Genomic DNA, 26807 nt, shown 5'->3' with positions numbered 1-26807 from the left:
TAGATTTGTAGTGAGGAAGGCAAGTACGAGCGAGTTTTACTAGGATTAAAGTCGTCACTAAAAACACAATTCCCACTTCCAATTGACCAATTTCCAATTACCAATTCCCAATTATTAAGATAATTTTTTAGGTTGTTAGCCCTTGCGGCCTCAACTGGACTATAGTCTCTACTAAGACATCCGGTTGCACAGGTTTAGAGAGATGTCGATCGAAACCCGCAGCAAAAGCACGATCGCGGTCTTCATCCCTAGCATAAGCCGTCAGAGCGATCGCCCAAAAATTCCCTGTCTGCGTGTTCAAAGAACGCAGCCTTCGTAGCAGCGAATAGCCATCTTCCTCCGGCATTCCGATATCGCTGACCACAATATCCGGGCTAAACTGCGAAGCCACCTCAAACGCCTCAGCAGCAGATGATGCAGCCATGACAGCAGCCCCGGCATCTGCCAAGACAAACTTCATAAATTCCCGCGAATCAACCTCGTCATCAACCAGCAAAACCTTAACTCCCAGTAAATTACCAGCGCCAGCCAAAACCTGCGCTTCCTCGTCGGCGATCGAATTTACCTGCATCGCAGGGAGACGGAAACTAAAAGTCGATCCCATATCCAGTCCCGGACTCTGGGCCCAAACCGTGCCACCGTGGAGTTCTACCAACTGCCGGACGATCGCCAGACCCAGCCCCAAACCGCTATAATTGCGAGTAATCGTAGCATCCGCTTGGCGGAAAGACTCAAACACGTAAGGCAAAAAATTCGGTGCAACCCCAATTCCCGTGTCGGTAACAGCCAACTCAACATCCGAATCAACTCTCGAAAGCCGGATTTCAACTCGCCCCCCGCGCGGCGTAAACTTAATCGCATTCGTCAGCAAATTCCAAATCACTTGCTGCAAGCGGCCGGGGTCTCCTGATACCCAAAATTTCTGATTTAATTGAGATTCAGGATTCCCAGGAACCTTCCCAATTTCGGAAAATTCAGCAGTCTCCAAGCCCAAATCTCCAATTGCAAACCGCAAATCGATCGACTTAGCATCGGCAGCCAACCGCACAGTATTCACCGCTGCTTCCACCATCGAAATCAAATTTACCGCAGAAGGATTCAACGTCAACTTGCCGCGAATAATTCTCGAAATATCCAGCAAATCATCAATCAATTGAGTTTGCAATTTAGCATTTCGCTCGATCGTTTCTAAAGCCCGCCCAGTAGCAGCCGGACTCAAACTGCGTTGCTGCATCAGTTGCGCCCAGCCCAAAATCGCGTTTAAGGGCGATCGCAACTCATGAGAAAGAGTTGCCAAAAACTCATCTTTCATGCGATTTGCCTGCTGAGATTCCTCGTAAAGTCGGGCATTGTCGATCGCCCCCGACACCGCCTGAGCCAACTGCATTAAAATAGTTTCATCATCTTCGGCAAACTCCCCCTCATACTTGTCCGACAACTGAATCAGTCCCAGATTTCTGCCGTCCCGAGTCGTCAGCGGTACAGCCAGCCAGCCCCGCATCGGCGGGTGCTTCCCCGCAGCCTTGCCGAACCCCCGCCAGGCCGGGTGAGCCTCTAACTCGCTTTGAGTCATTCGCATCGCCTGTTGGTGCTGCCAAACTTGTTGGTAAATACCCGTACCGTCTGGCTCTTCGCAGTAATCTTGCCACGCGGCGTATTTTTCTGACATCGAAAACTTGCTAATTCCCGCATCCCAGTTGGCGGCAGGGTTGAGGTTGACCGCTACCTGGTGGACTTCCAGAATTTGGCGGGCGCTATCGGCAGCTAACTGAAGTATTTCTGCCACCGACAGCGTGGAGTTGATAGCAACTGACGCGGAGGTTAACTTTTGCAGGCGGTGCAAATACGACCGCTCGCGGGCCAACGCCCGCGAGCGGTCGTATTCTAACTGTTTGCGATCCGTAATGTCGATCGCCACGCCGGACAGCCGAAGGGGTGTGCCGGATGCGTCAAAAACCACTCGCCCTTTGTCGTGAAGCCAAATCACTGAGCCGTCGGGTCGCACTTTGCGGTACTCCGACTCGTAAACTCCCGTGCCCCTGAATGCGGCCTCCACATCTGCCAAAAACCTTTCTCGGTCTTCTGGATGCACCGCATTCTTTTTTTGCTCAAAAGTACCATAGGTGCTGTCTGGCCCCAAACCCATTTGCGTTTCGGCATTGGACGAACGGCGGACTTCCCCCGATACCACATCCCAGGTAAAAGCGATCGTGTTAGCTGCTTCTAGAGCAAAGCGCAAATTTTCCTCGCTTTCTTGCACCCGGGCTTCCGATAATTTGCGATCCGTAATATCCCAAACCACGCCGATCGATCGCACCGATTTACCCGTCTCATCATCAAAAAACTTGCCCCTACCCGAGATCCAGTGCAAGCTGCCGTCGGGCCAAAAAACTCTAAATTCGTACTTGTATTCTATTTTGTTTTCTAAAGCAAAGGCAACAGCGTCGGCGCTCGATGCCTGGTCATCCGGGTGAATGCAGGCAAAAAACGCTTCGTAAGTTCCCAGAAAACTGCCTTTTTCCAACCCGAATAACAGTTCGTGTCCCTCCGACCAAACAACCTCGCCAGTTAATACATTCCAATCCCAAGTTCCCATTTTCGAAGCTTCGATCGCCAATCTCAGCCTTTCCTCCGAAATTGCCAACTGCGCTGACGTTTTCGCGTAGTTCTCGCGCAACTGCTGTTTTTTCAAGCTTTCGCCCACGGCCCCCGCCAGCCGCTTTAAGTACCGCCCTTTGAACACGTAATCGCTTAAGCCGGCTTTCATAGCTTCCACTGCCACTTGTTCGCTGCCGCTGTCAGTACACATAATTACCGGACAATTCGGGTAGAGGCTGTGAACTTTTTGGAGAATAGTTAATCCGTCGCTCCAGTGCAGTTGGTAGTCCGTAATTACTATATCAAAACCGCCCGCTGCCAGGACTTGTTCGAGAGTTTGGATATCAATAACCGATTTAATTTCTAAATCGGAAAAACTTTTCCTCAGTTCTCGATCGATCATCAGGCGATCGTTCGGGTTGTCGTCGATTAACAGAATAGACAGCATTAGCCTTTTAGTTTTTGTATTGGCGCAAACATTCTTAAATCTAACAATATGTTATTGAGCAATCTCGACAATTGAAATATGTACTTGGTGAGTTAATTAGAGTTGCCGATAAATTTATTGTATTTGCTTGTATTTTATTATATTTTACAGCTTGTAATATCCTCAACCCGCCTTTTACGGGCGTGCCCACAAGCAAATTAATTAAGTAAGTTGTTGTAAAACAGATCGGAAAGCCTGCTCAGCCGGGAACGGTGCAAGAGATTACTTAACTATCATTATACTAATTGTTTATTCTGTCTTCGGGTGTGAACCAGCGGCTTGATTGATTTTTTGAGCTACAGCAGAATATTGCTGTTAAAACCCTCTTGCGTAGAACCTCATCTTTTTTAAATCCCGATTCACTGCGCGTTGCCGAACTTGCTTCCTCAACTCTGGCACTTGCGTAATTTTACCCAGAAGCGGGTACCGATTCCCAAAGTCGATTTCACCCCGATCGCACCCCCCATCCGCTCGACTCCTTTGCGAGCGATCGCCAGCCCAATTCCCGTCCCCGGATACACTTCTTGACCGTGCAGGCGATCGAACAACCCAAAAATTCTCTCTTGAAATTTTTCTTCAATACCAATGCCGTTGTCTTCTACCCAAAGATAGATATATTCCTCCTCAGCTTCTGCATAAACTCGCACCTGCGGCTCTATTCCCGGCTGCACAAACTTAATAGCATTGGAGAGCAAGTTAGCCAAGACTTGCAGCAGCGTACCAGGATGGGCCAACACCGTAGGTAGCCGTTCAACAACCGTTATCCGAGCTTGTTTTTGGGCAATTTCAGCCTCTAGTTGCGCGATCGAGCCAGCCACAATTAAATTAAGAGAGACTGCTTTTAGCGGCAAGTTAGCTTTGCTGAGGCGGCTGTACTCTAGCAAATTTTCGATTAAAGTATTCATCAGACTTGCAGCGTCATTAATCCGATACAAGTAATCCTGGGCGGTAGCATCCAACTCGCTGCTTCTATCTTGGAGCAACGTTTCAGCAAAAAACGAAATTCCCCGCAGAGGAGCGCGCAAGTCGTGAGAAACTGAATAGGTAAACGATTCGAGCTGTGCGTTAACTTCTTGTAACTCAGCAGTACGCTCTCTCACGCGCTCTTCCAAAGTTTCATTAAATTCCCGCAAAGCAAGTTCAGCTTGCTTGAGATCGGTAATATCTTCTACCAATCCCTCAATGGTACTTTCACCTTCTGCGCTGTAGAGATATTGAGTAAACCGAATCCATTTTACTCGACCGTCTGCCAAAGGAAATGTAATTTCCAGATTTTGACCCCGAGACTCCCGTGAATCTAGGGGTTGCAAAAACAATTGCTGCAGATAAATCCCTTGGACATCTGCTAAATTGCTGGCATCAAACAAGCGCAAAAAAGCTTGATTGCTTTCCAAAAGCTTCCCCTCGGAAGTCGCTCGAAAAACTCCGACATTTAAGCGTTCTAGCAGAGAGTTAAGTTGATTTTCTAGTCGGGCGACTCGTTCCCAGGCGGCAACTCTATCGAGTACGCCGCGAACCGCAACGCAAAGGCGGACGTAGTGCTTCGGCGACTTGATAATGTAGTCGTCCAATCCGGCTTTCATGGCCTCTACAGCAATTTCTTCGTTGCCAGTATTCGTAAACATTACAATCGGGCATTCTGGATAACGGGCTTTAATAGTTTTAAGCACATCTATACCGTTCGTCCATCGTAGTTGGTAGTCGGTAATTACCAGATTGAATCCGCCTCGATTCAGTGCTTCCGCAAATAATTTATCGTCGGGAATTTCCGTTATTTTCAATTTTGAGAATTGTCGCTCTAACTCGCGTTTGACGAGCAGCCGATCCGTTGGGTTGTCGTCAATTACCAGAATGTGTACCACTTTAACAATTTATAATTTGGCTGTTAGCTAGAGTGCCAGTCAATTACTATTAATAAAAATGTTGAATGTTGCCATTTTAAAATAAAAAATGACGCGCTTCCTAACTAAAAACTTAATTCACTCGTTACCCGAAACAGCGTGGTAACGAGGAAACAAGCAATAAAAACAGGTAAACCGCCACTACAAACCACCAAATTCTCTAGGTTCCGGCAGTTCGGTATAGTTGAGCCAATACTCTCTAAAACTCTGCATCATTTCTACTAAAGAAGCAAACCCGACGGGTTTAACTAAATAAGAATTTACCCCTAAATCGTAAGCTCGCTTGACATCAGGTGTTTGCCTAGAAGAAGTAAGCATAACCACCGGCAAACGTTTTAGTTCCGGCTGCTGCCTCAGCCAAATTAGAACTTCGTGACCGGATCGCCTGGGCAATTTCAAATCCAGTAAAATTATCGCAGGTAAAGGATAGCGATCGCGATCGCTGTATTCTCCGTCCCCATTTAAATAAAAAACCGCTGCATCTCCATCTCGGACAATTTGCAGCGAAGTATTAGCAAAAGTCTCATTGCGAAATGCCCGCTGCATCAATAGAATATCAACGGGGTTATCTTCCACCAGCAAAATCGTCTGCGTTTGGGTCATGCTTCCTCAGTTGTATCCAAAATCGACTGCCTTGTCCTACTTGAGATTCCACTCCAACTTGACCGCCCATGCGATCGACTCCTTTTTTTACAATAGCTAATCCTATACCAGTTCCGGGGTAAGATTCGATACCGTGGAGCCGTTCAAAAACCCGAAAAATGCGTTTTTGATGTTCTTGAGCAATACCGATGCCGTTGTCTTCTACCCACAGACGGATTATGGGGACTGGCAATAGAGGGCTGACCATAAGTAACTGGGAATGTTCCCACTGTCCTACAGTTCCCCTTTCCAATTCTCCCGCTGTATCGCTGTCTGTCTCTCCCTCTTCAGGCAGCTCAAGTTCCTCGGCCCATATCTGCACTTGGGGTGGTGTGCCTTCTACAAATTTTATAGCATTGGTGAGCAGATTGGCTATTACTTGAACTAAAGTAATGCGGTGGGCAATTACCGCAGGCAAGGGCGCTCGAACACTGATTTGAGCGTGTCTGGATTTAGCGTCAGCTTTTACCATAGCAATTGCCTCGGCCACAGCAGATTCTAAGTCTAAAACTTGCAGCGATAAATCACTGCGGCTCAGGCGGCTGTAAGCAAGCAAATCTTGGATCAATTCTTCTAGTTGTTGCCCAGAATTAACAATTTGCTGGGCGTATTCTTGACCGAGTTCGTCGAGGAGGTCACGGTAATCTTCTAATAAAGCTTCAGCCAATCCTTGCATTCCCCGCAGCGGGGCACGCAAATCGTGGGCTACGGTATAGGCGAAAGCTTCTAATTCTTCGTTAGCTGCTTGAAGTTCATTGGTGCGGAGTTCCACTCGCCGTTCTAAGGTAGCATTGAGCATCCGAATTTCTGCTTCTGCTTGTTTGCGCGCAGTTACGTCAAGGGCGGTACTAATTACTAGACTTCTGCCGTCGGAAAGCTTGCCTAAAGGTGCGGAATAAAACTCCCAAATTCGAGTTTCGCCGCTGGCTGTGGAAATCATATATTCGCCTTCAGAAATGCGGCCGTTTAATTGGTGCAGCCGATCGATATGTGCTTGCACTAGCGATTGGCGGCTGTGGTAAGCTTTTTCTGTCCAATCTTCAATTGTGGGAATTTCTGAGTATTCGTAGCCTGAGAGTTCTGTCCAAGCGCAGTTAATTTGCAAAACTTCTCCGTTTTCAGCGTGCAGCATAATTGGCAGCGGTGCGTTGAGAATGGCGCGACGGAAACGTTCTTCGCTTAATTGGAGGGAGTGGCGATCGTGCTCTAGCTGGTCTAAAAGTTGATTTTGGTTAATTTCGGCATTGTCGCGCAAAGTTCGATCGCGCTTCACCAAATAGTAAACCAACACCATCAACAGGAAATTTACTAAACTCGCAACGGTAAAACTCAGGATTGTCAAATTAGCGCTTTTTTTAGATTCTCGGGCGCGCTGCTGCAATAGCTGAGTTTCTTCGGCAGTCATGGCGGCTATCTGCTGCCGAAGGTTCCCCATGATTTGCTTTCCCCTACCAGTTTTTATTTGCCACACGGCTGCTGCTAAGTTTTGTTGGCGTCGCAGATTGAGGGTTTCTTCCAGGTCGGCTAATTTAGAGTCGATCGCAATTTTCAAATCGCGAAGGCGCTGTTGCTGCCGCTTATTGTCAGCCGTTAGCTGCTGCAATCCGACTACTTGCTGGTTGATGCGGGCGATGGCGCTGTCATAGGGTTCTAAATACCGTTCTTCTCCAGTCAGCAAATAACCGCGCTGTCCGGTTTCAGCATCTTTTAACGTGGAAAGCGTAGCTTCGAGTTCGGTTAAAACTTGGTGAGTGTGGCTCACCCACCGTTCGTTTTCGATTAACTTGAGAGTGTTGCGGTAGGAAGTTGCCGCATTGAAAATTAGCAGCGCCACTACCATTCCGATACCTGCGGTGATTTGGGGAGTCAGCGATTGTTTCATGAAATAGTCGGCGTGGGAGTCCTGCTTTTTTTATTGTAGCTGGATTAAGAATACCCAAATTTTTCGCGCGGTCAGAAACGGCGACTAAAGCCTATAAATTTAAGGCTCAAATGTGCGATCGATCTTGTGTCTAGTTTAGCCTCACTCCTCCTCGCATCCCTCTTAAGTCGGAGATTCAATAAATCGCTCTCTTGCGTTTCGTGGTGCAGGGAGACACCAGACAATCTAAGATAGCCTGCAAAGCTTAATTCGCCTTTTTTGTATCAAGTTTTGTATCGTTCGTGTTCCTTGGGCAGTTTCAAATTGTGGCGCAAAGAAAAGAGTTTTTACGTATTGACTCCAGTTGATTCTTGGGGTATATTTTAGATAATGGGAGTAGTGAAATAAATTTAAATTTAGCTACTATTTCCATTATAAAATAATACCTTATCAAACTAGCGAAGTCAAGCTTTTTACCACCAAAAAAAAGGCGAATTTTTAATATTTTATTTAAAAAATAATTTTTGGGAGGCAGGGAGAAATTCACACAGGCGATGACGCGGGTGAATAGTATCAGAAATCAGAAATGCGATCGGGTAATTGCAGAGAATTAATGCGTTGAAGTTAGTTGAACATCATAATTATATCTTTTTGCGAGCGAGACGCTCGATCGCACTCGCAAAGAGACACTTGCCCTGCACTGAAAAAAATATGCTTCCGAGTGCAGTGCCGAAACAATATAATTACACAATCGCAGCCGCTGCTTTCATCGCGAAAATGCGCTCGATCGCATCTTCAACAACCTTATCAGGCGTAGAAGCACCCGAAGTCACGCCGACTACAATTTTACCATCCGGTAGCCAACCTTCAGTTACGACCAAATCAGCCCCCAAAGGCTTGTGTTCGATCCGATTTCCCGGTAAAATGCGCTCCGCACAATCAATGTGATAAGAAGGAACAGTTTTGTCGATCGCAATTTCCTGCAAATGCGTAGTATTAGAAGAATTAAAACCCCCAATCACCAGCATCAAATCCAACTTTTCCTCAACCAAACTCAACATAGCATCTTGCCGTTCCTGAGTCGCATCGCAGATAGTATTAAAACTCAGAAAATGCTCGCTCAAATTCTCCGGCCCGAACTTCCGCATCATCGTTTTTTCAAACAACTTGCCAATGTTTTCTGTCTCAGTTTTGAGCATAGTAGTTTGGTTAGCAATTCCAACCATTTCTAAATCTCGATCCGGGTCAAAACCAGCAGAATAAGCCTTACTAAACTTAGCAAGAAACTCATCGCGATCGCCCCCATGCAAGATATAATTGCTGACATATTCAGCTTCTTGCCAATTCAGCACAATCAAATACTTATCAGCAAAAGAACTCGTAGCAACAGTTTCCTCATGCTTGTACTGACCGTGAATAATCGAAGTATAATCCTTTTTTTTGTGCTTCTCAACAGTATTCCAAACCTTAGAAACCCAAGGACAAGTAGTATCAACAATCTTGCAGCCCTTATCATTAAGCAACTGCATTTCTTGCACACTCGCTCCAAAAGCAGGTAAAATTACCACATCGCCACTATCGACAACAGAAAAATTTTTCTGCCCATTCTCAACAGCAATAAAACCAACTTCCATATCCCGCAAATGCTGGTTGACAGACGGATTATGAATAATCTCATTAGTAATCCAAATCCGTTCCGAGGGGAAATGCTGGCGAGTCTCGTAAGCAATAGCTACAGCGCGTTCCACCCCCCAGCAAAAGCCAAAAGCCTGAGCCAGCCGGATCGTAACTGTGCCGCGTTCGAGTCTGTAATTATTGTCGCGAATTTGCTGGATCAGACTGCTTTGATAAGCCGTCTGCATTACCCCAGCTACCTCAGCTTCGTGTCCAAAACCCTTGCGGTGGTAGTTTTCAGACTGTTGGAGCGATCGTTTAAAAGCTTTAGTATCCATGCGGTATCGAGTTGAAATCTAGGTTAATTACCTTTGATTTTAGAACCATTGGAGAATTCTCATCTCAAATTTGAAAACCCCGCCTGCAACAATTGCAAAACGGGGCAACCCAACTACTATTATTGACTCTGACTGCCAATCACAGATTCAAACCTTCTTATGCACAAAATCCCGCAAAGAAATCCGGTTTATTAGAAAAATCGGGGTTGGGAGTCGATAAATCTCCAAAGAAACTGGGTTTCACAGGCTTGAGTGCGTCAGTCTTAGGCTATTTTCAAATCTTCTTAGGCGCAAAAGGAGAACTCGATTCAAACGAACTGAAACCCCCGGCAAAATCCTCACCGTAAGCTTCTTCCCCATGCTCGCCGATATCCAAACCTTGGTCTTCAGCAGATGACGGCACTCGCAGTTCCATAAACTGCCCCAAAATTTTCAGGATCACAAAAGTGCCCACAGCCGCAAACACGTAAGTAACTACAACGCCTATAAACTGGGTCACGATTAGCGCCGGATTCCCCGCAAACAGCCCGTCATTGCCGGCAGCATTAACCGCTTTAGTCGCAAACACGCCAGTCAGAATCGCGCCTATAGTTCCGCCGACGCCGTGAATCGGGAAGGTATCCAAAGAGTCGTCAAATCCCAGCTTAGCCCGGAAACTAACGGCAAAGAAGCAGCAAACCGAAGTGATCGATCCGATCAAAAGCGCTCCCACTGGAAGCACGAATCCAGCCGCAGGTGTGATTCCCACCAATCCCGCGAGGAAACCGCTAGCAATTCCCACTGCTGTCGGTTTGCCTCTGAGCACCCATTCCACAATTGTCCAAGTTAAACCTCCGGCTGCTGCAGAAATCATCGTGGTGACAAAAGCCACTGTCGCTAAAGAACCAGCTCCCAAAGCGCTACCGCCGTTGAAGCCAAACCAGCCGAACCACAGCATCCCTATTCCCAGCAAGACGTAGGGTACGTTGTGAGGGGTGTGGGGCTTGTTCAAGTGGTCTTTGCGGGGCCCGATCATCCAAGCTGCGACAACCGCAGAAACACCGGAACTAATGTGTACCACTGTGCCGCCGGCAAAGTCCAGAGATCCGATCGCCTGCAGCCAGCCTCTACCCCAAACCCAGTGGGCTAAAGGAGAGTAGATGAAGGTAGACCACAGCAGCACGAACCAGAAATAGGTTTTAAATGTTACCCGTTCGACGATCGCCCCGGAAATCAAGGCTGGAGTGATGATGGCGAACATCATCTGGTAAACCATGAAGACTTGGTGGGGTATTGTTGGTGCGTAGCCGATCGGATCTGGTGTGTCCGCTGTGACCTTGTTCAAGAACATCCAGTCGAAGCCGCCGATGAAGCTTTCGATCCCTTGACCAAAGCCTTCGGACGCTGGAGTGGAAACGTCAAAGGCCAAACTGTAGCCCCACAGCGTCCAGGTGACGCCGATGACTCCCATCATGACTAAGCTCATCATCATGGTGTTGAGGACGTTGCGCGATCGCACCAGTCCCCCGTAAAAAAACGCCAGCCCTGGTGTCATTAACAGCACCAGTGCTGAGGAGACCAACATCCAGGCGGTATCGCCGGTGTCGATCGGATTCGGCGCCACCGCAGCAGCAGTACCAGCAGCATCTTGAGCTAAGGCATTGTCCGTCAGCGGTACGCTTAACAGCCACAGGGCGATGATGCCGATCGTTAAACTTTTTTTGATCACGTTAGTTGTACCTTCTCATACTCAGCAATTTTCAGGGAAGACCGAGCCGATTTTAGATGCGAGGATTTTAGATGCAATAGTTATTTGGTTTTAAGTCCCTGTTTTAGCGGAACAAATCTTCAATAGATAATTCCCCAATCCTCAACCCCCCGACTTCGTATATCCGGACTCATCTAAATTCGTCAACCCTCAATCCAATGGTCTATGCCTTTTGGATTGCACCATTTGTACCAACAGTTATTCTGTATCACCCTATACTAAATAGCTAAGTATCATATTTCTTAATCTATCAGTGGATACTTGACATAGCTAGTGACCACAGAGTATTTGGGGAGGGGGGAGTTGAGGAGATGGCAAGAGTTTTGAGTTGGGGAGAGGGGGAGGAGGAGAGGGGGAGAGTTAGGGAGAATGTTACTTTATCCTTTATCTTTAAAACGGATGACTCATGACTCATCTTTCAACTGCATCTGATCGAACAGTTGCAGGGCCGATCGCCAAACCAGATAACCTTGATCGTTAAGGTGCAAGCCGTCTGTGCTGAGTTCAGTTGGCAAATTCCCGTCAGCATCCGCAAACAGCGGGTACAAATCCAGATACAAAACATTTTCAGAACTAGCAATTTCTTTCAGCCGTCGATTTATTGCCCTAATCCGACTGTTAGGAATCGCCAACAGGCGATCGCGATTTTCCCAAGTAGCTTGTTCCCCGCTGTGGGGCAAAATCGACTGCACAACAACTTGTGCTTTGGGGTGAGCCCAGCGCAAATCGCGAATAATCTGCCGCTGGTTGTCCAAAATCCCTTCGTCGCTGGTTCCCCGCAACAAATCGTTAATCCCAATCATCACAAACACCGTATCCGGCGCAGTTCGATCGAACAACTGCAACCGCTTCAGCAAACCCACGGAAGTCTCCCCCGAAATCCCTTGATTCAGCCAAATTCGATCGACTGGTAACAGTTTGGTCGGAAACCACATACTTAGAGAATCTCCAGCCAAAACACTCAGCCTTGAGGGTCTATTCGCCGCCGCCGCCTCAGCTTCGCGACCCAACTGCGTCACCCACTGCTGGTAAGTCCATTTATGTCGCGGTCCGGCAACAGGCACGTCTAGCACTGCCTTTGTAGAGATCGCCGGTTGGCCAATTTGTTCCTCAGCCGCTTCTGCCGTCACCGCATCATTCGCCTGGAAGCTTTCTGTCAAGTTGTTTCCCCGCAGCAGTAGTTGAGCAACTGTGAATATCAGTACCCCGTTCGTCACCAAAGATAGCAAAGCCCAAACCGGAACAGTTTTCGATCGGCTAACTTCCATCCCTAAGAGGGATTTATGAGTTCTACTTCTGCTACCTCCTCCAAACTTCTCCATAAACTCAAGCTATTTGCAGGCCTCACACCGAATAATTTGCACTGATTGCTGCATCAAATTTTACCACTCAATTAAAGCCTCAATTCTTGTAAGAATCAAGCACTGTGCTGTGTTGGGCAAGGGCGGCGATGCAGAACTTTGCTTTTTCGCACTACTTTACCATAAAAAATCTGCTTACCAAACTTTCTGGCTCCGCAATCGGATTTGTCCAACCCGCAGACCGGGACAAAAATATATCTAAAACTTACCGAAATTACCCATTTCTGATGCTAAAATCCAAAAATGAAAAAATTAACTATAACTGAAGCAGCCAAACTTAAAGGTGTGAGCGCTTCCACCTTGCGTCGGTGGGAAGCCGAAGGCAAGCTAATACCCGAACGCACCGCTAACGGTCACAGACGCTATGACCTAGCTAATCTTCTCGGATTAAAACCCAACGGCGCTTTAACCATTGCTTACGCTCGGGTTAGCAGTCACAACCAAAAAGATGATTTAGACAGACAAAAACAAGTCTTGGAATTGTTTTGTGCATCTCAGGGGTGGCAATTCCAAATCATTGATGATGTAGGTTCTGGGGTTAATTACAGTAAGCGGGGTTTACAACATCTAATTAGGGCGATCGCAGACAATCAAGTAGAAAGGCTGGTATTAACTCACAAAGACAGACTGCTGAGATTTGGTTCTGAACTAATTTTTAATTTGTGCGAACACTTTGGGACAGAGGTAGTGATTATAAATCAAACCGAAAATACTAGCTGTGACGAGGATTTAGCTAAAGATATACTAGAAATAATCACTGTTGTCTCCACCCGCCTTGATGGCAGCAGGAATCCCAAAAACAAGCGCGTCGTTGAAGAACTTAAAGCAATTGCCGGTAAACTCTAATCAATACACCAGTTTGCAAAGTTCGTTAGTTACAGATTCTCAATTCCCAATTACCAATTAGCGGCGCACATCTCATGCAATCGCCAACTACTATATGTAAGGTGTTGCATAATAGCGGGATGATTTGGATTTTTTTGGTCGGATGGACTCTAGTAGCGCGAAGGCGTGTATTTTCACAGCAGGCGGGACACCCCACCATAATCATCCTCAAATTGTGCAACGTCATATGTCAGCCATTAAAGGTCAACTAAAAATAAAATTATGCCCGCGTTCGCATCGAAGATTGAAACGCGAGCACAACGATAGACAGCCATAACTTAGCAGCTATTTCAGATTGTGGTCTTTCTGAATAAAGGCGTGAATTAGCTGATAAATAGCTAATCTAGGACACGAAAGCTGAATTGGTCGCTCCCTTCGCACGCTTTACAGTTTGGTAGTCTTGCCTCCAGAACCCCCACCATAACCGCCGTAGCTGGTCTCACTTCTGTTTTCCAAGCTAGTTTCCTTCACAAACCCGGTGTAAGCTTCCATCCCGTGTTCGCCGATATCCAAACCTTCAGCCTCCTCTAAAGCAGAAACGCGGATACCCAGCAAAGCTTTGAGTGCGGCCCAAAAAATCGTACTCAGCAGCACGGTCATCCCGCCTACAGAGATAATGCCGACCAACTGCGCCCAGAGTTGACCGAAACCTCCGCCCACAAGCAATCCGGCTGCCGGGCCTGTGGTATAAAGTCCAGTTGTCGGCCCGTCAGCAAACAAGCCCACTGCCAGAGTTCCCCAGATGCCGCAGACTAAGTGAACTGAAGTTGCGCCTACAGGGTCGTCAATTTTCAAGTTGTCGAAGAAAGTTACTGCGAAAACTACCAGGATACCGGCGATCGTGCCGATTATGGCAGAGTTGGGGATGTTGATCCAAGCGCAGCTCGCTGTTACCCCGACTAAGCCTGCGAGGATGCCGTTGATAATCATCGAAAGGTCGGGTTTGCCCAGGTACAGCCAAGCCGTAATGGTTGCAGCAACTCCGCCGAAGGCACCCGCAGTGTTGGTGGTGAGCGCAATATGGGCGATCGCATTTGGATCGACTGCCATTGTCGAACCGGGATTGAACCCGAACCAACCCAACCACAAAATCAAACAGCCCAGGGTGGCAATGCTCATATTGTGTCCCGGCATCGCCACAGTATCGCCGTCGCGGTACTTGCCGATCCGTGGCCCCAAAAATGCCGCTCCCATCAAAGCAGCCCAACCGCCTACCGAGTGAATCACTGTCGAACCGGCAAAATCGTAGAAGCCTGAGTCTGCGAGCCAGCCGCCGCCCCAAATCCAGTGTCCGGTAATTGGGTAAGCAATGCCTACTAGCAGCAAGCTGAAAATTAAGAAGTCAATGAATTTCACTCGCTCTGCAACTGCTCCAGAAACGATCGTTGCAGCAGTTCCCGCAAAAACTAATTGGAAAAAGAATTTAGCGTTGAGGGGGACTCCCGTCCAGTTAAGCGAGTCGAAAATACCTTGATAAGCCTCTCCTGTGGCGGGGCTGTTGTCGGCTACATTCCACAGAAAAAATCCGCCGCTGGTGCCGATAAAACCGTTGCCGTCGCTGAACATTAAGGCAAAGCCGATCGCCCAATATGCGATCGTAGACAGCGCAAAAACAATCAAGTTTTTGGACAACACGTTAACCGCATTTTTCTGACGGCAAAAACCGGTTTCCAACATACAGAAACCAGCGTTCATAAAGAACACTAGCATCGCCGCCACCATGACCCACATGGTATCCATGCCCACCTTAAGGCTGGCTAATTGTTCCTCGGTGGTTGGCGCGGGAGCTGTTTGGGCTACCGCCGCATATCCCCATACCAAGACGATGATTGCAGCTAAAGGTATGCAGGCTTGCCAACTTGGAGTGAGGCGGGCGATCGCCCGTTGTAACTTCTTCAACCTGTTGACTTTCGTAAAAAATTTAGCTGCTGGCAAATTTAAAGCATCCCGCCTGACTTGTTTCGACTTTTTCTTTCCGACAGTCATTTTAATCACTTTTACCCTCTTTACGGCTAGTAAGCTCAGCAATATTCGGAAAACTTTCCAATCTTACTACAAAAGTTTATGGATTATTTGTTGAGATTGAGATAGTTATGATAGCCTAGCTCTTCTAATTGATTTTGTTTTTTCAGTACAGATTCGGACAAATTTTTGCGGTAATGCAAGACTCGCTCTAGCAGTTCCGGCTGATGAGCTGCCAGTATCTGAACTGCCAGCAAGCCAGCATTTTTAGCGTTGCCGATCCCCACTGTTGCTACGGGTATCCCCGCTGGCATTTGCACAATCGAGTACAGCGAATCTACCCCTTGCAGGTGGCGGCTGGGTACAGGCACGCCAATTACTGGCAAGGGCGTTAAAGATGCTACCATACCCGGGAGGTGCGCCGCTCCCCCGGCTCCTGCGATAATGACTTTCAAGCCTCGTTGGTGCGCGGTTTGGGCGTATTCCACCATGCGATCGGGGGTGCGGTGCGCCGAGACGATCGCCACGGAGCAAGCAACACTGAATTCTTCGCAAACTGCGATCGCATCTTTCATGGTTGGCAAATCCGAATCGCTACCCATGATAATTCCAACTGTCGCTTGATTCATAAAATTTTCAGATTTGAGATTTCAGATAAATGCTAATTTTAAATGATTGCGTTAACTCAAATTTAGATATTTTGTACAAAAACTGAGCCTTAAAAGCAATTTTGCCACAAGCCCCCGTCTGAGCAGCCCTGGAGCCAGCAAAAAGCAAAAAGCTCCCCCTCCTCATCGCCAGCCACCGGATTTATCCGTAGCGAATATTAAACCTAAAATCTAAAATCTAAAATCTAAAATCCGATGACTCAAGTCACAACCCCACCTGCCGCCCGCACAGATATTCTCAATGTTCGCCTCCCCGGTTGCAAGGATTTGCAGATGCTTGCTATTGACGAAACGGGCATCATTCAAGAAGTTTGCCCGATGGACGCCGTATTTAAACGGATTTGTCCTCCCGATTTGCAAGTGCTTGATGTAGCAGGCGATTGGCTTTCTCTAGGCGGTGTTGACTTGCAGATTAACGGCGCCCTCGGTTTTGCTTTTCCCGATTTAGAAAGCAAGCATATGGAAATGTTGCCGAAAATTTGTCAATTTTTGTGGAATCAGGGAGTCGATGCTTTTTTGCCGACTTTAGTGACAACTTCGCTGGATAAGTTTAGGCGATCGCTCTCGACTATAGCTGATTATATCCGCACTGTACAAACCGCTGCTCCGGCAACAATTCAGCCCAAAACAGCGGAAATTCTCGGTGTTCACCTCGAAGGCCCTTTTCTCAACCCCCAGAAGCGAGGAGCTCACCCAGTTGAGTTTTTATTACCGCTCACTATAGAAAATGTCAAGCAAGTTTTAGGAGATTGTGCCGATATTGTCAAAATAATTACTTTAGCGCCGGAGTTAGACAGCACTGGCGAAGTCATTTCCTATTTGCAAAGTTTGGGAATTTCCGTCAGTCTCGGACACTCCCAAGCGACGGCAGAGCAAGCGCAGCAAGCATTTGAGCGGGGAGCTTCTATGGTAACTCACGCTTTCAATGCGATGCCGAGTTTGCACCACAGAGAACCGGGTTTGTTGGGAGCGGCGATTGTTTATCCGGGCGTAAAATGCGGTTTAATTGCCGACGGCAAGCACGTTTCTCCGACAATGATTGATTTTGTGCTGCGCGCTGCTAGGTATGAAAAAGGCGTTTTTTTAGTGAGCGATGCTTTGGCTCCTTTGGGTTTGCCTGACGGTGTTTATCCTTGGGATTCCCGACAAATTGAAGTCAGAAAAGGTACGGCTTGGGTAAGATTAGATTACCACTCGCCCCTGGAATCTGCTACTTTGGCGGGTACAACTCTACCGCTGTTGGCGGGAGTGCAGAATTTGGTGGAGTGGGGGATTTGCGATGCCGAAAGTGCGATCGCCCTGGCAACTGAATCTCCGAGAAGGGCGATCGGAATTTCGGGAATTATTGGCAAATCGGCAACTCAATTGTTGCGCTGGAATTTAAATGCGGCGACAAAGGAATTGACTTGGCATCGACTATTTTAGCCTGTTATACCCTTTTAGATTAAATAATTGAAAAAGTGGGAATCAGCCAACTGGTATTACCCGATAGATTTTAGATTTTAAATGTGCCGTTTTCAGCGAAAATCAAAAATCGCCCATCTAAAATCTGTTGTTGCAAGTTGCACATTTTCCGAACCGGATTGCTATATAATATCTAACCGTTGGCAATAACTCAGCAGCAGGCAGATCGATGAATTTGGTAGACGACAAGACTATTGTTAGACAGTATTTTAACTCGACGGGATTCGATCGCTGGCAGCGAATTTACGGTGAGGGCAAAGTCAATAAAGTTCAGCTAGACATCCGCACCGGCCACCAGAAAACAGTGGATACAGTCATCGAATGGCTGCAAGCTGACGGCAATTTGCCCGGGCTTTGTGTCTGCGATGCCGGTTGCGGTGTAGGCTCTCTGAGCATTCCTCTGGCTGACGCTGGGGCAATTGTTTGCGCTAGCGATATCTCTGAAAAGATGGTAGCAGAAGCTTACGATCGATCGACAGCAGTTCCCGGCAAGCTCTACAACATCTCCTTCGCCGCCCAAGATTTGGAAGCTTTAACCGGCAAATTCCACACAGTGATTTGTTTGGATGTGCTAATCCACTATCCTCAAAATAAGGCGGCAGAAATGATCGCTCACCTGAGTTCGATCGCCGAATCGCGACTAATTCTTAGTTTTGCACCCAAAACTTTAGCACTCACCGCCCTCAAAAAAATTGGTGAACTTTTCCCCGGCCCGAGCAAAACTACTCGGGCTTACCAGCACCGCGAAGCTGATATTATCAAAATCTTAGAAAGCAATGGTTTTGTTATTAACAGAACAGCGATGACTAGCACTAGCTTTTACTATTCTCGCTTGCTGGAAGCTGTGCGAAAATAGGTTAAAAATATCTGCAAAAAAGCTAATTTATCATCAGCCTAGGGTGCGCCCCGCGCACCTTCCCTTCCCAGAGTGAGGCCAGTGAACATCTCTACTATGCGATTGCTTCGCGGAGGCTCGCAATGACAAGTAAGGCACGCACCGCGCACATTTGATATGAACAATTAGATGTTTTTACCTCCTCCTTCTTCCTTCTTCCCAATTCAATAAATATTATGTCAACGCTAATTTTAATTCGCATTTTTATAGCAGCGGCAGCCGTATTCGGAGGTTTATCCGTTGCAGGCGGTGCTTTCGCCTCCCACGCTTTGAAAAATCAATTGAGCGATCGAGCTTTAACCATTTTTGAGACTGGCGCCCGATATCAAATGTACCATGCCCTGGCTTTATTACTCGTCGCTTTACTCTTGAGCCGCGCCCAAGAGTCTCAAACCTTTTTTGCAGTGGCTGGATGGGCTTTTATTGCCGGCACAATCATCTTTTCAGGCAGTTTGTACGCCCTGAGTTTGAGCGACATCAAATGGCTGGGTGCAATTACGCCACTGGGGGGAGTTGCTTTTATTGCCGGTTGGGGATGTTTGGCAGTCGCAGCTTTTAGTTTTAAATAGGCAATTGGTAAATGTGAGGCAATTCCCAATTTCCAATTATCTAATTTTCAAAAACATCGCTGGAAAACATCTCAGTCAGAGTACGCAAGTAAGGTACAAATACCGTTAAATCTTCAGCAGGAAGCCGCTCGCATATTTCCCAAAATAAAATCAGCAGCATATCCTGCACTAACTCCCAACTTACATGAAGTTTCGGGTACAACATCACGCAAATTGGAAACAATTCTTGCTGTACCGGGTGAATGCTACCTTCCAGAACGCACCAGCACAAATAGCTTTGAAAAATCTCGACATCCCGGATACCAGAAATTTTTATCTCGCGATCGCTCAAATACCCGCTGCTGCTGCGGTATCCTTGATGCTGGGCACTAGCTCGATCGTACACTGCACTAGCAATCTGAGTCGTGTGCTGCAACAAATGCTGAACGGCTAATAGAGCTCTTGAATTCGGGGGCTGATTCGCCGCAGCCTCGTTAATCTCTCCGTAGGGAAGGTGCAGGTAGTCGTCTACAACTTTTAAGTAGGGCGCAAATTCCGCTCGCTCTGACTCCGAAAGACATCCTAACAAGATTTTGCTAGTGTATTGAAACTCCATTGTCACAAATCCCAGCACTAACGGATCTGTCTCTGAGTATTTTCGCCTCACTTTGATAATATCTTTTCCCACCAGCACTGACAACCGGAAAACAGGTTCTCTATCCGCATAAGCGCCTATTGCTTTCTGATATAAGGTGCGAGTGTCGGCGGAAATTTCTAAAGGATTAATTAAGCTCTTATCGATCGCGTGCCGGTCTATTTGTTTCCCTAAAAGAGCTTCTACTCTACTCCAAGCTATCTCGCTAGCTAATTTCAGGGTATCTGTCAATTTGTCAACTATTGGGGCTCTATTTCCCTCAAAATTAATTAAATCGAGGCTGGGGAGAATTTGGCGTGGCGCTTGCTTCTCTCGTGCCGCCACTGTACTGTAATATTTTTTTGCCCAGCTAACTGCGAAGGAAGAAACGCTGACACCTCTAGCTTTTGGGAGTTTGTCAGTGTCCGGTCCGGTAATACCTTGGGACGCCTGACTTGCGCCCTGTTGAAATTGGTCTGCTGCTGGTAAAGATTTGGAAGATATTTGTGAAATACCCGTCATGATAAACCTCGTTTTTTTATTAAGTCGCACCCGATATATTCCCCTATTTTTTAACGTTGTTAACTACAATTTTCTGCCTTTGTACGCTGACAGTCATCAGCCATTACGCTTAAAGCTATAAGCCATTTGGCTCGACTGCCTGCATCTTTTATAAGTTGCACATTAATAACGTTATTTATTGTGCGATCGATCACCATCACCCTGTGATCGCGACCCTAATCGATTTTTTTGACGTATAAAGAAGGCTGGAAATAAATTTAATTTGTGTTAAAAGCTGAGAATTAAAGTTAAGTCTGCTTAAAAAAACTTCTGCTTGAAATACCTGATCTTTGTTTTGGAGGGCTTTGGGTGAGCGCCCTAATCTCTTTAAGAAGCTAGGCTACAGCAAGCTCTAGGGGTGACTTTGGTTAATTTATTTCTATAGCTGAATTAGAAATGTATTTTTAGTCTGGCGATTGTTAGGAAACCATAACAAATTTAACGATCGGCTTTTCTAAATAAAAAATTAAATTTGAGATGAGAATCAGATTTATGTGCATTTAGTTAATAGCATTGCCAGGGCCGTTTTTTTGCGATCGGTTTTTTAGCTTCCCTGTGAAGCGAAGCTATCCCGTAGGGAATCACCCCCAATTGATCGTCGTCCATTTGATCGACAAACTACCCTTCAAAACCGGAATGAGCGAGTGACTCGCCCGGTCGCCCGCACATTTTGCCAAATCCGGCGGGTTCGAGTCCTGCCGGAGGCCCAAGCCTGTCCCTAGAACGATAGGATTAGGTTGATTGGACACCACGGGCGATCGATCCTCACAAACAGCACGGCCAGTACGTCTTTAAGGCTATGGCTTCGGGTAGGATTAGTAGGACGAGAGGAAGTGGATAAAATGAGCGCTAGCAGCAATTCAACTGAAATTAAGTTCGGAACCGATGGGTGGCGAGGACTGATTGCCCATGACTTTACTTTTGCCAACGTGCGAAAAGTCACCCGGGCGATCGCCAGTTACCTAGAAACCGCTTACACCAAAGACCGCCCAGTTCTAGTCTCCTACGATACCCGCTTTCTGGCAGACGAGTTCGCCCGCACCTCGGCGGAAGTATTGGCAGATTTGGGATGGACTGTGAAAGTGGTCGATCGAGATTGCCCCACACCAGTCATCGCCTACAGCGCCAAGCATCTCAACTCTGCAGGAGCCCTGATGTTCACGGCTTCGCACAATCCCGCACCTTACTGCGGCATCAAATACATCCCCGACTATGCGGGTCCGGCCACCCCGGAAATTACTGATACAATTGTGGCAAATATTGCTGGTGCTTCTGATGCCCCAGCCAAAGGCAGCCACAACGATAAAATCTCCAGTTTTGACCCGAAACCCGAATATCTGAAGTTTCTTTATACTTTGATCGATGTGGAGCGGATTCGCTCTGCTAAGTTGAAGGTGAAGTACGACGCTCTCTACTCGACTTCTCGCGGCTATCTCGACGGGGTTTTGGAACACTGCGGCTGCGATGTCGAAAGTTTTCATACCTACCGCGACGTGCTGTTTGGGGGCGGAATGCCGGAACCCAAGGGCGAACAGTTAGTTGAGTTGGTGGAAGCTGTTAAGAAGGATTCGGCGGATTTGGGTTTAGCTACCGATGGCGACAGCGATCGCTTTGGTATTGTTGACGAGTTGGGAAATGTCTTGACTCCAAATACTGTACTGTTGCTGCTGGCGCGTCACTTGGTTAAGAATAAAGGATTGACTGGGGCGATCGTCCGTACAGTCGCAACTACCCACTTGCTGGACAATTTGGCCGCCAAGTACGGTTTAACAATCTACGAAACCGCAGTTGGTTTTAAATACATCGGCGAAAAAATGCGGGAAACTGCGGTGCTCATCGGTGGCGAAGAATCTGGCGGTTTGAGCGTTTTGGGTCACATTCCCGAAAAAGACGGGATTTTGGCTGATATGCTAGTTGCTGAGGCGATCGCCTATGAAGGCAAACCGCTTTCTCAGTTAGTCGAAGAAGCCATTAAAGAAGCCGACGGCCCCCTGTACAACAAACGTTTGGACTTGCACCTAGAAGAAGCCCACAAAGCAGCCGTTTTGGAATCTTTTACCAAGAATCCCCCCACAGAAATAGCAGGTATCGGCGTTAAGGAAATCGGCCGCAAAGACGGGATTAAACTTTATCTTGAAGACGGTGGCTGGGTACTGCTGCGGCCTTCGGGAACCGAACCCTTGATGCGCGTTTACATGGAAACCAATTCTGTGGAAAAAGAAAGCCAAGTTGCCCAACACATGGAAAAGGTAATTTCCCAGTTAGAACCTGTTTAAATTTCTACCTATTCCAACGGGGGTTTTTCCCCTAGCGCTTGGGATTGTGAGGTGCGCTTCGGTGCACCTTACGTATTTTTGATAACTCTGGCAAAGCCTCTGAACATTAATCATCGATACTGCTGGGCAAGTTATATATTTGCAATACACTTGGATTTGTTTAAGTTTGGGAAGTGTAAATTTATTTATGTTTGTTTAATTTTTAATTAATTTAAAAAATTCTCTATTTTTTCCGTCTCTATTTGACTTTTCCCCTAATCTTATTGTATATTGTTATATAATGGGGTGTTTGCAAAAATAAAAATTTCACATATATTTCAATTATAAAACAAATATACAAGTTAAATTATTAGCCTGTCAACCGGTTTATGAAAACAATTCCTCTGCTCGCCATTAGTTTTTTAGTAGCAATTTTAGTAAGCGCGATCGGCATTATCTCAGTGCAAAACGCCGCCCCAGTATCCTTAAACTTTATCTTTTTTCAATCGATACAAGTGCCAGTAGGAGTAGTATTGGCAATGAGTCTGAGTGCAGGACTGATCGGAGGTGCGCTACTGCAACCGCTGTGGAACCTTTCAGATTCCCAAAACTCACGGCGTAAATTTCAGGCAAATCCAGAAGAATCCGACACCGTACAATATTAAATAGATTTGAGCCCTTAGAGGGAATATACCTGACCGTCAATCAGCAGCCGAGTAATTCCCTTAGCTCGCAAATAAGGCGCTGCTTTTTGCAGCATACTGCTGTCAGGAATCTTGAAAACCCTTTGATTGCGAGTAGCAAATCGGCGCGCCACTCGGTGATTGTCAAACACTGCCAGGGTTTTCTCGCGAATTTCCGCCGCCGGAATTTGACCCAGTTCGCCAAAAGCTTTTAGAGGTCTGGTGATTAACTCGGCTGCCCGATCGACCACCAAATAACAAATTTTGGGCAGAGATGCTTCGCTTAAAGGCAAAACTTGAATTAGTCCTGTACCCCGAAGCTCGATCAACTCGCTCGACGATAGTGAACCGAGGAGACTACCTTCAGACAGAGAGTCTTCATCCTCTACATCTTCGTCTAAGTCGTCATCTAAATCGTCTTCATCATCCTCATCGTCGTCCTCGAAATCGCTAAAGTCTTCACCTGCCAGCAGCCCTTCTGCTGGCAGCATTGCCTTTAGTTCACCAGTCACAACAGCGCGGTGGCTTTGAGCGCCAAGATTGGCTGCTGGGGCATCTGGCACATCAGAAACATCCAATTCTGCAACTGGTTCAGGGACTGATTCAGAACGCTTTCGGATCGTCGGTCTCGAATTTGAGGCTGACGGCAGGACAGGGACTGACTCCGACAGGGGGACAGCTACAGGATCGATTTCGCCATCTGGCGACGACTCAGTAGTCGCCTCTGTCGGTTCAGAAACACTTGTGCGATCGGACAAACGCTTTTGTTTTTGCTGGACTAGAAATTCGTATTCCGGCTCCGACAAAGCACCCTGAAGGATGCGCCTTACAGTCGAACTGCTCACTCCGTAGCGCTTTGCCAGAGTGATAGTATTCTCGTTGGACTGTCGGTACAGCCTGATGAGTTCGCGTTTGTCTGAATCGGAGAGTTTTGTAGGCGTCATGCCAAGTTTTCCAGCAAAAAGACGTGAAAAGACGCAGGCTAGCAGTCAGCGAACTGTGATTTTTGATTTTCGATTTCAAGCTCACAGATGCAGACAAGGGCAAAAAAGCTTTCGCTTCCCTATCGCTTGCCGAAGCAACCCCAATCTCAAATCGCTACGCTGCGCGACGACTGCGCCTGCTCTGGCGAGAACGGGTTGAGATGTCATGTTCCAAGATAGCTCCTATTCCGAACAGGATGGCGCTGAAAACAAAAAAGACTTCCAGCAAACTGCCGCTTTGATAACTACCCTCAGCCTGAGTATCGCGCCATTTAAAATACATATCTGCGATGTAAAGCGAAAAAGTTGCAGCCGCAATCATTCTCCAAGATTGGGAAAAACGTCCTCCCCAAAACGCCAGCAGCAATGCAGTAGCAATAATCAGCAGAAAAACGTCCCCGACGATGTAAAACAAATTGATTGCATTTTTGTGAGGCGCCAGTTGCTTGTCTAGTGCCATCACCCATGCGGGAGCTTTGATTTCTGCTTCTTCTTCTTCGGGTGCTGATGCAGGATCAGTCGCTGTTGCTCCTTTTGCCTGCAACTTAGAGGAATTTTCCAAAGCAGGCGCTCTTCCTGTTGCAGTGGTTGCTGGTTCAGATTCTGTCACTACTTCTTGAGTGGCTGCAGGAGCCATTCCTAGCTGGGCCCTCCAAGAGTCAGGTGCAGCAACCCAGATAGCTACAGCAATGCCGAAGGCTGCAATTCCCGCTAACAAACCCCACTGCCAAATTTCTAGATTCAGTCGCTTGGAAGTCACAGCTACAACCATGCCCCCGATCAGGACCACATAGCTGCCCAGATAAAACGCATCCGCAGGAGACACGTCCGGGTCTAACTCGAAATACAGTTCCCAAATCCCGAAAAGCACGCCTGCTATGAAATAGAACAGCATCCCCAGACCTATGCCCAGCCAGACGTTGCGCCCGCTGACCATGTGCGGGCTTTGCCAGTTTCTAAAACAGACTAAAGCCGCTCCCAAGTATGCTCCGCATTCAAAAATGTAAGTGCCGATCGAGTACCAAAGAGGTAAACCTTCTTCTGCTGAGAGGGGGACGCTGAACAGCAAAAAGAACAGCAGCGCCATGACAGCCCAGACAATGCCCGCAATCACTAGGGTCTGAGCTGACAGTAAAGATGAAGATGTAGATGACTTTTCTGAAGTGCTACTCATAGGGATTCCACGAGACCTAACTAGCGGTTGAACGCACCCCATCTCAATCTTTGATTCTAGATGAGGATGCTTTCGCCAAAAAACCTTAAAAAAACCTTGCTCTGACGCTTCCGGAATAACTGGCGTCCTCAGTGTGTCGTGGGGACTTTTGCCCTCGTACACTCTAGAAAGACTAAGTAAGAATAATATCTATTTACTAATTCAAGGAATCAGTCGTTAGTCGATCTTGTACCCGGAAATATAATGATAGAAATACGGTATATGTCTCCACCCTTAAGGCTTTTACAGTACCCAATCTATCTCGGAAATTCTACCCTCAAATGTTGAGGTATCTGTTTTTTTTGCTTTCACACTTCCCCACTTATATCAATGATTGTGGGTGGGGACTGCGATCGAAACTTAGTTAAATTGCCAGACCATAGGTGGCATCCAAATCGAATCAACAATTTGGTTGGTCAATACAAGTTGGCAATCCCACCTGTATATCGCGTACCCCCTACAGTGCAATTATCTAAGCTAAATTATCTCAGTCCAATTGTCTGAGCAATTGTCAAAGATTTTCTATCCTGCGATCCACAATTTGTTGAGGGCGGATTGTTTCAGCCAATCTAGAAACTGAGTCCGATCCGGGCCGGGCATATCTTGCAGCACATCGCTGACTCCCTCAGCAAAGTCCGTATTGCCAAAATACGATTTCCCCAAACGGTGGAGTTCTTGCAATAAGGTTTTGAGATGCTGCTCTTGCCAAGGAGGCACCTTGTGAGTTTGCAAGGGACTAACGGTTAGCCAGTTTTTGATCGCATCAGGGGAGTCTGCCTGGGGGAAGTTTCCCTGCTGAAATACCTTGGCGATATCTTTCTGAAACGATGTGGCTTGCCTTGCGCCTAAGAGGTCTTCTACATCGAAGTAAACAGCTTGGAGGAGCAGCAGACAACCCTGCGCGAACAGTGGTGCTTTGGCTGCTTCATTCCCTGCCGGTTCTTCACCGGCAAGCTGATCTAAACGGACTTTTCCCCAGACGCTATATCTATCCGGCTCTTCTAGCAGAACACAGGCTTTGCCTCGGTTGTCGGTTAAGTCCCGCCACAAGGCTCTGGCGTCTTCTGCTTGCTTGCCGTTGAAGGCGCTGATCAGGCGAAAAGTCTGCCCCTGATAATTGAGAATGGGAATTTGTTGATCCCGTTTTGGGTGTTGAAAATTTGTTATTTCAACATCCTGCCGTTTCAGAATAAACATGACACTGCGATTTGACTCCTGTCATGGCCGAGGTGCTGTGCTTTTGACACTCCCATGCCTTTAGGCAAAGGGATTCTTGATTCAGCGAGTCCACTTAAATTAGCAGGATTGCTCCCGATCACCTAGAGATGGTTCTCTCCTCAAGCGTTCCGATACTTTTTTGCTAACAAATGCTAACAAATATCTGAGCTGAGATAGTCTCTCAGCCTGGGCGTATAAATCAATGCACGAAGGAAAATCCCCCGCGCACAATTTACGACTGCTGTACTGGCAACGCTTGATTTTCGCGCTCGTGCCGAGCGGGCGATTG

At 47.1% G+C, this 26807-nt stretch carries 19 protein-coding genes; 6 read left to right on the top strand and 13 right to left on the bottom strand.

Going from position 1 to position 26807, the window contains the following annotated elements; all coding sequences use genetic code 11:
* Nucleotides 1-127: 127 nt before the first annotated feature.
* The 7 genes from QUA57_RS10695 to QUA57_RS10665 all read right to left on the bottom strand — a co-directional run bounded on the left by QUA57_RS10695 (nucleotide 128) and on the right by QUA57_RS10665 (nucleotide 12510).
* The gene (locus QUA57_RS10695) at nucleotides 128-3046 is read right to left on the bottom strand and encodes a PAS domain-containing protein (RefSeq protein ID WP_333060780.1); all 2919 of its coding nucleotides are present in this window, start codon (nucleotides 3044-3046) and stop codon (nucleotides 128-130) included.
* A gap of 425 nt (nucleotides 3047-3471) precedes the next feature.
* Nucleotides 3472-4947: an ATP-binding protein gene (locus QUA57_RS10690; protein WP_333060779.1), complete on the bottom strand. Its 1476-nt coding sequence runs from the start codon at nucleotides 4945-4947 to the stop codon at nucleotides 3472-3474.
* A gap of 180 nt (nucleotides 4948-5127) precedes the next feature.
* Nucleotides 5128-5589, bottom strand: coding sequence for a response regulator (locus tag QUA57_RS10685; RefSeq protein WP_333060777.1), 462 nt, complete (start codon nucleotides 5587-5589; stop codon nucleotides 5128-5130).
* Nucleotides 5552-7510 carry a CHASE3 domain-containing protein gene (locus tag QUA57_RS10680; protein WP_333060775.1) on the bottom strand — a complete coding sequence of 653 codons (1959 nt, stop codon included), beginning with the start codon at nucleotides 7508-7510 and terminating at the stop codon, nucleotides 5552-5554. The genes QUA57_RS10685 and QUA57_RS10680 overlap by 38 nt, the downstream gene beginning before the upstream one ends.
* Nucleotides 7511-8232: 722 nt before the next feature.
* Entirely contained in the window at nucleotides 8233-9441 is a 1209-nt protein-coding gene (locus QUA57_RS10675) for a 4-hydroxy-3-methylbut-2-enyl diphosphate reductase (RefSeq protein ID WP_333060773.1), read from the bottom strand.
* A gap of 274 nt (nucleotides 9442-9715) precedes the next feature.
* A complete protein-coding gene (locus tag QUA57_RS10670) occupies nucleotides 9716-11149 on the bottom strand; it encodes an ammonium transporter (protein ID WP_333060772.1) in 1434 nt (477 codons plus the stop codon).
* 443 nt (nucleotides 11150-11592) lie between these two features.
* A complete protein-coding gene (locus QUA57_RS10665) occupies nucleotides 11593-12510 on the bottom strand; it encodes an SGNH/GDSL hydrolase family protein (protein ID WP_333060771.1) in 918 nt (305 codons plus the stop codon).
* A 282-nt stretch (nucleotides 12511-12792) separates the two neighbouring features.
* On the opposite strand from QUA57_RS10665, the gene QUA57_RS10660 reads away from it, so the two are divergent.
* A complete protein-coding gene (locus QUA57_RS10660; protein ID WP_333060769.1) occupies nucleotides 12793-13395 on the top strand; it encodes an IS607 family transposase in 603 nt (200 codons plus the stop codon).
* A 423-nt stretch (nucleotides 13396-13818) separates the two neighbouring features.
* Here QUA57_RS10660 and QUA57_RS10655 read toward each other — a convergent pair whose 3' ends face one another.
* On the bottom strand, nucleotides 13819-15420 hold the full coding sequence (locus QUA57_RS10655) for an ammonium transporter (protein WP_333060818.1): 1602 nt from the start codon (nucleotides 15418-15420) through the stop codon (nucleotides 13819-13821).
* An 83-nt stretch (nucleotides 15421-15503) separates the two neighbouring features.
* Nucleotides 15504-16025, bottom strand: a complete 522-nt coding sequence (gene purE / locus QUA57_RS10650) for a 5-(carboxyamino)imidazole ribonucleotide mutase (protein ID WP_333060767.1) — start codon at nucleotides 16023-16025, stop codon at nucleotides 15504-15506.
* 234 nt (nucleotides 16026-16259) lie between these two features.
* Here purE and nagA point away from each other — a divergent pair, with 234 nt between their 5' ends.
* The 3 genes from nagA to QUA57_RS10635 all read left to right on the top strand — a co-directional run bounded on the left by nagA (nucleotide 16260) and on the right by QUA57_RS10635 (nucleotide 18992).
* Nucleotides 16260-17489: an N-acetylglucosamine-6-phosphate deacetylase gene (nagA, locus tag QUA57_RS10645; RefSeq protein ID WP_333060765.1), complete on the top strand. Its 1230-nt coding sequence runs from the start codon at nucleotides 16260-16262 to the stop codon at nucleotides 17487-17489.
* Nucleotides 17490-17697: 208 nt separating this feature from the next.
* Nucleotides 17698-18384: a magnesium protoporphyrin IX methyltransferase gene (gene bchM, locus QUA57_RS10640; protein WP_333060764.1), complete on the top strand. Its 687-nt coding sequence runs from the start codon at nucleotides 17698-17700 to the stop codon at nucleotides 18382-18384.
* A gap of 215 nt (nucleotides 18385-18599) precedes the next feature.
* A complete protein-coding gene (locus QUA57_RS10635) occupies nucleotides 18600-18992 on the top strand; it encodes a DUF423 domain-containing protein (protein WP_039886547.1) in 393 nt (130 codons plus the stop codon).
* Nucleotides 18993-19032: 40 nt separating this feature from the next.
* On the opposite strand, the gene QUA57_RS10630 is transcribed toward QUA57_RS10635, so the two are convergent.
* On the bottom strand, nucleotides 19033-20127 hold the full coding sequence (locus QUA57_RS10630; RefSeq protein ID WP_333060763.1) for a hypothetical protein: 1095 nt from the start codon (nucleotides 20125-20127) through the stop codon (nucleotides 19033-19035).
* An 881-nt stretch (nucleotides 20128-21008) separates the two neighbouring features.
* Here QUA57_RS10630 and QUA57_RS10625 point away from each other — a divergent pair.
* Both QUA57_RS10625 and QUA57_RS10620 read left to right on the top strand, forming a co-directional pair.
* Entirely contained in the window at nucleotides 21009-22442 is a 1434-nt protein-coding gene (locus QUA57_RS10625; protein WP_333060762.1) for a phosphoglucomutase/phosphomannomutase family protein, read from the top strand.
* A 368-nt stretch (nucleotides 22443-22810) separates the two neighbouring features.
* Nucleotides 22811-23086, top strand: a complete 276-nt coding sequence (locus QUA57_RS10620; protein ID WP_333060761.1) for a LapA family protein — start codon at nucleotides 22811-22813, stop codon at nucleotides 23084-23086.
* 14 nt (nucleotides 23087-23100) lie between these two features.
* On the opposite strand, the gene QUA57_RS10615 is transcribed toward QUA57_RS10620, so the two are convergent.
* The 3 genes from QUA57_RS10615 to QUA57_RS10605 form a co-directional block, all read right to left on the bottom strand.
* Nucleotides 23101-24048 carry a hypothetical protein gene (locus tag QUA57_RS10615; RefSeq protein ID WP_333060760.1) on the bottom strand — a complete coding sequence of 316 codons (948 nt, stop codon included), beginning with the start codon at nucleotides 24046-24048 and terminating at the stop codon, nucleotides 23101-23103.
* A gap of 154 nt (nucleotides 24049-24202) precedes the next feature.
* Entirely contained in the window at nucleotides 24203-25261 is a 1059-nt protein-coding gene (locus QUA57_RS10610; RefSeq protein WP_333038504.1) for a hypothetical protein, read from the bottom strand.
* 561 nt (nucleotides 25262-25822) lie between these two features.
* A complete protein-coding gene (locus tag QUA57_RS10605) occupies nucleotides 25823-26497 on the bottom strand; it encodes an Npun_F0813 family protein (protein ID WP_333038506.1) in 675 nt (224 codons plus the stop codon).
* Nucleotides 26498-26807 lie beyond the last annotated feature (310 nt).

This window comes from Microcoleus sp. Pol7_B2, assembly GCF_036701035.1.
GTDB lineage: Bacteria > Cyanobacteriota > Cyanobacteriia > Cyanobacteriales > Microcoleaceae > Microcoleus.
This window is presented reverse-complemented; position numbering and strand designations above follow the sequence as displayed.

Coding starts and splice junctions, on each gene's coding strand:
- nagA (WP_333060765.1), top strand. CDS start 16,260: ATGACTCAAGTCACAACCCCACCTGCCGCCCGCACAGATATTCTCAAT.
- QUA57_RS10610 (WP_333038504.1), bottom strand. CDS start 25,261: ATGAGTAGCACTTCAGAAAAGTCATCTACATCTTCATCTTTACTGTCA.
- QUA57_RS10630 (WP_333060763.1), bottom strand. CDS start 20,127: ATGACGGGTATTTCACAAATATCTTCCAAATCTTTACCAGCAGCAGAC.
- QUA57_RS10625 (WP_333060762.1), top strand. CDS start 21,009: ATGAGCGCTAGCAGCAATTCAACTGAAATTAAGTTCGGAACCGATGGG.
- QUA57_RS10665 (WP_333060771.1), bottom strand. CDS start 12,510: ATGGAGAAGTTTGGAGGAGGTAGCAGAAGTAGAACTCATAAATCCCTC.
- QUA57_RS10685 (WP_333060777.1), bottom strand. CDS start 5,589: ATGACCCAAACGCAGACGATTTTGCTGGTGGAAGATAACCCCGTTGAT.
- QUA57_RS10695 (WP_333060780.1), bottom strand. CDS start 3,046: ATGCTGTCTATTCTGTTAATCGACGACAACCCGAACGATCGCCTGATG.
- QUA57_RS10660 (WP_333060769.1), top strand. CDS start 12,793: ATGAAAAAATTAACTATAACTGAAGCAGCCAAACTTAAAGGTGTGAGC.
- QUA57_RS10615 (WP_333060760.1), bottom strand. CDS start 24,048: ATGACGCCTACAAAACTCTCCGATTCAGACAAACGCGAACTCATCAGG.
- purE (WP_333060767.1), bottom strand. CDS start 16,025: ATGAATCAAGCGACAGTTGGAATTATCATGGGTAGCGATTCGGATTTG.
- QUA57_RS10675 (WP_333060773.1), bottom strand. CDS start 9,441: ATGGATACTAAAGCTTTTAAACGATCGCTCCAACAGTCTGAAAACTAC.
- QUA57_RS10680 (WP_333060775.1), bottom strand. CDS start 7,510: ATGAAACAATCGCTGACTCCCCAAATCACCGCAGGTATCGGAATGGTA.
- QUA57_RS10620 (WP_333060761.1), top strand. CDS start 22,811: ATGAAAACAATTCCTCTGCTCGCCATTAGTTTTTTAGTAGCAATTTTA.
- bchM (WP_333060764.1), top strand. CDS start 17,698: ATGAATTTGGTAGACGACAAGACTATTGTTAGACAGTATTTTAACTCG.
- QUA57_RS10655 (WP_333060818.1), bottom strand. CDS start 15,420: ATGACTGTCGGAAAGAAAAAGTCGAAACAAGTCAGGCGGGATGCTTTA.
- QUA57_RS10635 (WP_039886547.1), top strand. CDS start 18,600: ATGTCAACGCTAATTTTAATTCGCATTTTTATAGCAGCGGCAGCCGTA.
- QUA57_RS10605 (WP_333038506.1), bottom strand. CDS start 26,497: ATGTTTATTCTGAAACGGCAGGATGTTGAAATAACAAATTTTCAACAC.